Here is a 5,649-nt window from a genome sequence, read left to right as displayed (position 1 = left end):
ATCAAAAACACCGTCCGGTGATGATTCACCGTGCGCCGTTTGGGTCGATGGAGCGTTTCATTGCCGTGCTTATAGAGCATACAGCAGGGAAATTCCCGTTGTGGCTTGCTCCCGATCAGGTGGTGATATTGCCTATCAGCGAGAAGTTTAACGACTATGCTCACCGTGTGTCTCACTACTTCAAGCAACAGGGTATCAGTTCGCAGGTAGACGACCGCAACGAAAAAATAGGTCGCAAAATCCGTGACAACGAATTGAAACGTATCCCTTACTTGCTGATTGTAGGAGAGAAAGAAGCCGAAAGTGAAGAGGTTTCAATCCGCAAACAAGGTGATGGTGATAAAGGATCTATGAAGTTTGTGAACTTTGCCGCACAGCTAAATGAAGAAATGGAACAAATGATGAATGCTTGGGAGCATCAGGCTTAAGTCTCGTCATTTTACTAAGTGATATAAAAGAGTCCCAAAAGTTATAAGAACTTTTGGGACTCTTTGCATTCTCATCGTTTTATGGATATGCCGATGATGCTCTAAGGGTTACATTATATATACTGTAATATATAGATTGTAATTTGATCCTGCTTTTTAGCTAAGTTTGGCTGTTCATGCGGTATTTAAGGTTTTATTTCGTATATTAGTTTTTTAATGCAAACATAAAAGACAAAACAATGAAAAAAACTTTATTAATTACACTCATTTTGGGAGTGATTTCATTATCCTGTTTTTCACAGCAATTTGAATTAACCCCCGAAGGGTTGAGAGATGCTGCTGATACGTCTAAAGACTTTTTGGTTATTCCTGTTGACGGAAAATCGGCATCAGACTTGTATAGTATATCCAAGCGATATGTAAATGAAAAAATGTCGAATCCCAAATTTGCAATAAAATCCGACTTGGATGGAGATTATTTGCGATATAGTCTTTATTACCCAACGATATTCAGCTTTTCTAAAATGCTGGTTATCCTTAAAGTAAATGGTGCTTATCAGATAGAGATGAGATTTCGGGATGGACGTATTCGGTATAATATCACAACTCTGAGTTTAACCTTCGAGGAGGGTGGCAATGAGTTTTATATTGCTGCCAGTAAAATGAAAGGCTGGGCTATTTTTGATAATAAGGGAAAGCTTTTGATGAAAAATGAAAAGCAAAAACTTGAAGACCATTTCAACAGTGAAGTGCAGATGTTTGTTGATTTCATTCAATCGGATGGAGCTAGTGTAAATGATAATTGGTAAATAAGAACCGTTATACAAAACGAAATCTGATTAATTGAAACTAAAGTGATGAAGCTGTGACAATTTTGGATGTATAAATAAGAATAGGGGGCATCCCCCTTTGAATTAAAAAGATAGGGAAATTTATACAAATTCAATAAGTTTTTTATTACCTTTGCACCCAGCTTTGTTTTAAAAATAAAAATAAATAAAAAATAAAGGAAAAGAATCTAACATTTTTTGAATGAGGAACAATAGATTTAATCAAAAAAAAGAAGAGTTACACAAGATCAATAATAACATTCGAGCTAGAGAAGTTCGTTTAGTCGGAGATAATGTCGAGCAAGGGGTATACTCTATTGGTGAGGCTTTACGATTGGCTGATGAGCTTGAGCTTGACCTCGTTGAAATCTCTCCAACAGCAGAACCTCCTGTGTGTAGGATTACAGATTATCAGAAATTCCTCTATCAACAAAAGAAAAAGCAAAAAGAAGCCAAAGCCAAATCGGTGAAGGTGGTGGTGAAAGAAATTCGTTTTGGACCACAGACCGACGACCATGACTTTAACTTCAAGCTGAAACACGCCAAAGGATTCCTCGAAGAAGGCTCTAAGCTAAAGGCTTATGTGTTCTTCAAAGGACGTTCTATCTTGTTTAAAGAACAAGGAGAGGTGTTGCTGCTTCGTTTTGCTACCGAGCTCGAAGACTACGGAAAAGTAGATCAGTTGCCGGCACTTGAAGGTAAGAGAATGATCATGATGATGTCTCCTAAAAAATCACCTGCAAAGGCTGCTCCTGCTAAACCGAAGGAAGATAAGCCAAAGGTGAAAGTGGAAAAGAAAGAGGACGAAGAAAAAAGCGCAGAATAAGCAGTTCGAAAGAATTGCATTCGTATATAAATTAATTTAATTAATAAACTGAGATGCCAAAAAAGAAGACTAATTCCGGTGCCAAAAAGAGGTTTGCCCTTACCGGAACAGGAAAAATCAAAAGAAAACATGCTTTCAAAAGTCACATCTTGACTAAGAAAACAAAAAAACAGAAAAGAAACCTTACTCACACTACAACAGTAAGCAAGGTGGACGAAAAGTCTGTTAAGCAATTGTTGGGAATGAAATAATTGTATTTCTTAAAAGCAAGTTTTAAAGATTTATTAACCGGATGTATGCAGCAAAGTGTTTTTGAAATAAGAAAACCGCTATCATTCAAAACAATGTAAATTATGCCAAGATCAGTCAATCATGTTGCTTCGCGCAACCGCAGAAAAAAAGTTCTGAAATTAACAAGAGGTTACTATGGAGCCCGCAAAAATGTGTGGACAGTAGCCAAAAACACATGGGAAAAAGGTCTTACCTATGCTTTCCGTGACCGTCGTGCTAAAAAACGCAACTTCCGTGCACTTTGGATACAACGTATCAACGCTGCTGCACGTTTGGAAGGTATGTCTTACTCTCGCCTGATGGGCGCTCTTCACAAGAATGGAGTAGAGATCAACCGTAAAGTTCTTGCAGACCTTGCAATGAACCATCCGGAAGCGTTCAAAGCAATCGTAGATAAAGTAAAATAAAGAATATCTTTATATACAAAGAAAAAGCAACCCGCAGTGGTTGCTTTTTTTGTTTCTATACGTTATCGAGTTTGTCTATTATGGGGCTTTTCTTCATTGCTGATTTTGTTATTGTATAAAAAAGCTATACTTTTGCACCTCAGATAAGGATTTTGCTACTTATACTCCAGCGTTAGGGAAGAAAATAGGGAGTATGGGTATCCTTTTGTAAAGAGTTCTTTGCATACCCTAATAATTTAGATATACTAATTTTTAAATTATTTTGATTGATGAGTAAAAGCAAAATTTACCTGCCTCTCTTAGTGTTGGGAACTGCATTTTGGGGAATTTCGTTTCCTTTATCCAAAGATGCATTCGATTCTATCCACCCTTACACATTCATGTTTTATCGTTTCTTGATTGCGACTTTCATTCTGGCTTTGATATTCTACAAGCAGATTCCGAAAATAAACAGTGAAACAATCCGTAAAGGCGCTATTGCCGGGCTATTCCTTTTTATGGGTATTTGCTGGCAAACGGTGGGGTTGAAGTATACAAGTTCGTCCAACGCCTCGTTTATTGCGGGGGTAGAGGTCGTGCTGATTCCTTTGTTTGCGTTCCTGTTTATGAAGAGATCTATTCAGACACGAATGTGGGTGGCGTGCCTTCTGGCTTTAGCCGGGTTGTATATTATTGCCATGGCGTCGGGTTTCTCAGACTTTAGGATCGGAGACCTGATGGTGTTTGTGGGGTCGTTGTTTTATTCGGTTTACATTTTGTATGTGGGCAAGATCAGTACAGATTCACGGTCTGATGTAACGGCTATTCCGTTTGTTATCATACAGCTATCTGTTTGTGCTCTTTTGGCGGGTGCATTAACTGTATCTACGCAGGGCGTTGGGGCTATCTCGATGTCGTTGCCTTTTGATGTATGGAAGGCTTTGCTGTTTGTCGCCATTTTGTCTACGGCTTATATGTATTGTATTCAGAATGCGGCTCAGAAGTATATTGAGGCCGAGAAGATCGCGTTGACATACTTGTGCGAACCTATTTTTGCGACTGTATTTGCGTATATAATATTAAATGAAGAGATAACAAGCCGAACAGTGATTGGTGGTGCACTTATATTGTCGGCAATGCTTTTGGCGGAAGTAAACGTCATGGCTGTATACCGACGTATCAGGGCGTTCTGTACTGTGAACTAAATTGAATGAACCGATTGTAGTCAAAAAGAGATATTCGCTGAGAGTGTCTCTTTTTGTTCTTTGTGGGGGGCTGTAAGATAATTTTGGATTGTATACAAAAGCTGGGAATAATTTTATATTTTTGTGTCGCCTAACGGCCCTGTAGTTTAATGGATAAAATAAAGGATTCCGGTTCCTTAGCTGTGGGTTCGATTCCCGCCAGGGTCACAGAAAAGCAAGTATAGCGACTGTATATCATTGAATATATAGTCGTTATTTTTTAGGGGGAGGTTGGCAGGGGGAGATTTGTGAATTACTTACTTATTGGATTAGGAATACATCAAACACGACACTTTCTTTGTCAATCTTTCTCATCTTCTATTCTTTCTCTGTTAGTAATAATGGGTTATCGTCTAAATGGGTTTGTAATTTATAATGTGTTCATATACTCCCGTATTTACATGTTTTTTTCTATATGTTTATCTAATCTGAAATAACGGCAACCGAATTAATATTATAATATCTTGCATAGTCAGTATTCCACCAAACATGAGGGTCTGAACTTAAATCAGAAAATCCATATTTGGAATGGTATTGCTTCAGTTTATCTCTATAAACAATGTCCCTCACACCCTTCTTTTTCTGATCTTCTAAGTAGGTAATTCTTAATTCCCAGAAATCGTGAACTTCTTTTATTGTAATAAGCTTTCTAGCATAATCATAAGAGAATATACATGTCATAAAAACAATGACGATAGCGTATGTTAATTTAGAATATTTTATTTTTAGATTAACATTACAAACAAGGATCGCAATCGCAATAATGATAAGTATAATAGTTCCAAAAAGTGCTCGTTTAGGGAATGTAGGGGATAGAATCATTATAAAAAAAGAAAAAAGACCTGAAAGTATGAATAATAAGGAGTTTAGCACCATATTTTTTCTTTCACGACGATTGGTGAATAAAAAAATAAGTAGTGCAATTGCCCATATTATTAGTAGGGGTAATATATAGCTTTGAAAATGGTTGATAGCCACTTGTAGGATGTAAAGAGGGATGTCATGTTCTGCCAAACCCTGTTTGTTGTAATCTTGAATAATAATGTCAGCTCTCTTATAGTTGCCCGGTGCAAGAATCATAAAAGCGTATCCGATAATTGTTCCCGTTAATCCGATGACAGACCATTTCGGTATTTTAATTTTATAGTATTTGCACAAGATTATTGTTGATAAAATGAACATAATAAGTGCTATTCCTAAATTCTCATTAGTCCACCCTGCAACCATTCCGAACAGAAAGAAAAGTATTGCTCTAACATTACTTTCTTTATATAATCGTGTGTTTATATAATTGTAATAAGGATACATAAACATTATAACGATTAATGATCCCCACAGATAATTGGCACTTCCAGTTTTCCATATTGCATTAGAACAAAACTCAGGTTGTAGGAACCAAATAAAAACATGTATTAAAAGCAATAATGATATTGAAGAATATGTGGTTAGTTTACTGTTCGTTATAGATATTCTATATATTGAGTATATTAATATTATATATGCCAATGCGTTAAAAATGCTGGATATACGAAAGTCTATCATTAAAAGCAATTGAGCAATAGTATGAACAACTGTCCTTCCTCCCCATATTTCATAGTGATTAAGTTGTGAGGTAACTATATCAAATAAATTTTCTATTCTTTT

Annotated in this window: 7 protein-coding genes and 1 tRNA gene; 7 read left to right on the top strand and 1 reads right to left on the bottom strand. The window is 36.6% G+C overall.

Features of this window, described 5'->3' with window-relative positions; genetic code table 11:
* The 7 genes from B3P17_RS00825 to B3P17_RS00795 form a co-directional block, all read left to right on the top strand.
* Positions 1 to 428, top strand: a 428-nt coding sequence (locus tag B3P17_RS00825) for a His/Gly/Thr/Pro-type tRNA ligase C-terminal domain-containing protein (RefSeq protein WP_291102597.1), incomplete at its 5' end; no start/stop codon positions are given.
* 239 nt (positions 429 to 667) lie between these two features.
* On the top strand, positions 668 to 1,237 hold the full coding sequence (locus B3P17_RS00820) for a DUF4468 domain-containing protein (protein ID WP_252638339.1): 570 nt from the start codon (positions 668 to 670) through the stop codon (positions 1,235 to 1,237).
* Between the two features lie 223 nt (positions 1,238 to 1,460).
* Positions 1,461 to 2,084 (top strand): translation initiation factor IF-3, encoded by a 624-nt coding sequence (infC, locus tag B3P17_RS00815; RefSeq protein WP_252638338.1) that lies wholly within the window; start codon positions 1,461 to 1,463, stop codon positions 2,082 to 2,084.
* A 53-nt stretch (positions 2,085 to 2,137) separates the two neighbouring features.
* Complete coding sequence (rpmI, locus tag B3P17_RS00810) at positions 2,138 to 2,335, top strand: 50S ribosomal protein L35 (protein ID WP_006843779.1); 198 nt, start codon at positions 2,138 to 2,140, stop codon at positions 2,333 to 2,335.
* 102 nt (positions 2,336 to 2,437) lie between these two features.
* Complete coding sequence (gene rplT, locus B3P17_RS00805) at positions 2,438 to 2,782, top strand: 50S ribosomal protein L20 (protein ID WP_006798843.1); 345 nt, start codon at positions 2,438 to 2,440, stop codon at positions 2,780 to 2,782.
* 269 nt (positions 2,783 to 3,051) lie between these two features.
* Positions 3,052 to 3,966, top strand: a complete 915-nt coding sequence (locus B3P17_RS00800; protein ID WP_252638337.1) for a DMT family transporter — start codon at positions 3,052 to 3,054, stop codon at positions 3,964 to 3,966.
* A gap of 135 nt (positions 3,967 to 4,101) precedes the next feature.
* A tRNA-Arg gene (locus tag B3P17_RS00795) sits at positions 4,102 to 4,173 on the top strand.
* A gap of 255 nt (positions 4,174 to 4,428) precedes the next feature.
* Here B3P17_RS00795 and B3P17_RS00790 read toward each other — a convergent pair.
* Positions 4,429 to 5,649 (bottom strand): DUF3329 domain-containing protein (locus B3P17_RS00790; protein ID WP_291102590.1); only part of this gene is annotated, 1,221 nt, incomplete at its 5' end.

It is taken from the genome of Dysgonomonas sp. UBA7630, from assembly GCF_002483985.1.
Lineage (GTDB): Bacteria > Bacteroidota > Bacteroidia > Bacteroidales > Dysgonomonadaceae > Dysgonomonas.
Note: the sequence above shows the minus strand (reverse complement) of the source record. Positions and strands in the feature narration are given on the sequence as shown.